The organism is Roseibium sp. RKSG952, from assembly GCF_009711355.1.
This window is the reverse complement of the sequence record NZ_SMMF01000573.1, coordinates 1-1,997: the sequence shown is the minus strand read 5'-3', so window position 1 is coordinate 1,997 and position 1,997 is coordinate 1. Positions and strand designations below refer to the sequence as shown.

Here is a 1,997-nt window from a genome sequence, read left to right as displayed (position 1 = left end):
TCGAGGTGCGGACTTCAGGCGATCATTTCAACAGTATACTCCTCCCAGAGACTGAACGCATCAGCTCTGGCATGGCGGTAAGAGGTGGTGGAAAGTTGATAACGGCGCGAGCGGAAATGCATGTTGACCTGTTCGTGGTCCTGCAGGAACCGTTGGGCTTGGCGGGGAGATATGAAACGACGCATTATTTTATCCCGTTTTCGTGTGGGCCGGTGCGCGCTTTCAATCCGGCTCTTTAATCCTTTGGCAGCCCGATGGTCAGCCTCAGGCGCAAGTGTGCGAACAGATTTATTGTAACTGTTTAGCTTGTCGGTAACAACGACGCTGAGCGTGCCATATTGAGCGATCGGCTTGACGAAAAAGCGCTTGTCGGCCTTTGAGTATATGTGTGATTGGACCAAAATGTTCAGCACATCGCCGTTCGCGTCAATCGCCCGCCACACCCAGTGTTTTGTTCCGTTTATGGTCAAAAGACATTCCCGCAGGTGCCATTTGTTGTCCGGTTCTGGCCGGTCTCGTCGAATGCAATTGTACAATTGCTTGCCTAAGCGATTGACCCAAAGCCGGATTGCCGCGCGACTGTCCATTCCCCCGCGTTCGGCTAGCAGATATTCAACCCGTGAGAGTAAGATATGATTAAAAACATCGGTAAAACCTATCTCACAACGGTGGTTGGCCCATACCTCGTAGGCGATGACTTCACGAGGAAAACGAAACCCTTTCAGGCGGGCGAAGGAACTTGGGTGCTTCATCCAACGATATCTACCCGCTATCGACCGCTCAGACAACTTGATATGTCGCCTCAGATCCTAATAACATCGCCCGACAACCCCTCTCGAAAATGAACAATGTTGTCTTGTAATTCTTTGTATTTCTCGCTGCGTAACCTCTCCAAAATTTCTTGCATGTTTGAACCATTGTAGACAAACCCGAGCACATGCTCGCGAACGATTTCCGCAAGATATGTTCCTTCATTTGCAATAACAGGTATCGCAACTGCAATCGCTTGAAAAAACTTGTTAGGTGTTGCGATATAGTAACTCGCGCAACTTGTATCATTACAGCACCACATCACACACCGATACTCAAAAAGAAGTCTCTGCAATTCTGGAAGGTATTGGTCTTTGCCGTGAATAAAGCGTGGATAACGAACTTGGACATTCTGTGCGAGTAAAAACGAAGAAACGCCGACGACGCCATCTGTCGCGAGATCATGGAGTTCATCGAGCAATCGTCCAGACGCACCTTGCCCAATGTAAATAATGCGCGGGGTCTGGCTTTCCGGCCTAACTATAGGGAGATGACAGAAATGATCATTATAAACGACCTCGCAGTGTCCATCGTAGGCATATAATTCGCACACAACCGACAATGCACGGTGATTGACATGCACAAACCGGTCCGCCCGACGCAGGACCGTAGCCTCTAATTCTGCCTCGACAAGCGTGCGCACCAATCCACTTTTTCGCTTCCGATCAATTTGCAATTCATGAGAGTCATATGTAAAGCAGGAAAGGTCGGCAGAAGGCACCGACAACGCCGCCACTGCGCAGTACAGATCGTTGCAGTAGACCGAAACGACCGCGTTTTCGGCAGCTCGCGAAACGCAGGCACGCAACTCCGCTCCGCTGACACCTGAACGCATTAACCATCGCCACATTGCCCCGACCCCCGAAAACACGGGACGTTGCCACAAATCTGGAACGATCCTTTTCACCCTTCGGATTCGTCTGAGACCGATGACGAACAGAAATGCAACGCGCAAGAAAAAGCGTATACGCTCAAGCAGTCCAGGGGCGGAAGGTTCATATTCGGAAATATTAAAGACCTGCCCGCCCCCCCCCAGTCGTGCGATTTGCACTTCTACCCGTCGATCGCCCTCGTAAGGCGTATCCACAACGTGAATAACACAATTCCGCATTACCGCGCATCCACCCTCTTTATTGATTATAATGGCGCAAAATGACTTTGTGAATACTCCACCGGCTAAAGCCGGT

At 50.3% G+C, this 1,997-nt stretch carries 2 protein-coding genes; both read right to left on the bottom strand.

Annotated features, from left to right (window positions below; all coding sequences use genetic code 11):
* Window positions 1–14: 14 nt before the first annotated feature.
* Entirely contained in the window at window positions 15–752 is a 738-nt protein-coding gene (locus tag E1297_RS02405) for an IS6 family transposase (RefSeq protein ID WP_155133438.1), read from the bottom strand.
* Window positions 753–802: 50 nt separating this feature from the next.
* Window positions 803–1,997: hypothetical protein (locus E1297_RS02400; RefSeq protein ID WP_209015597.1), on the bottom strand; the 1,195-nt coding region annotated here is incomplete at its 5' end.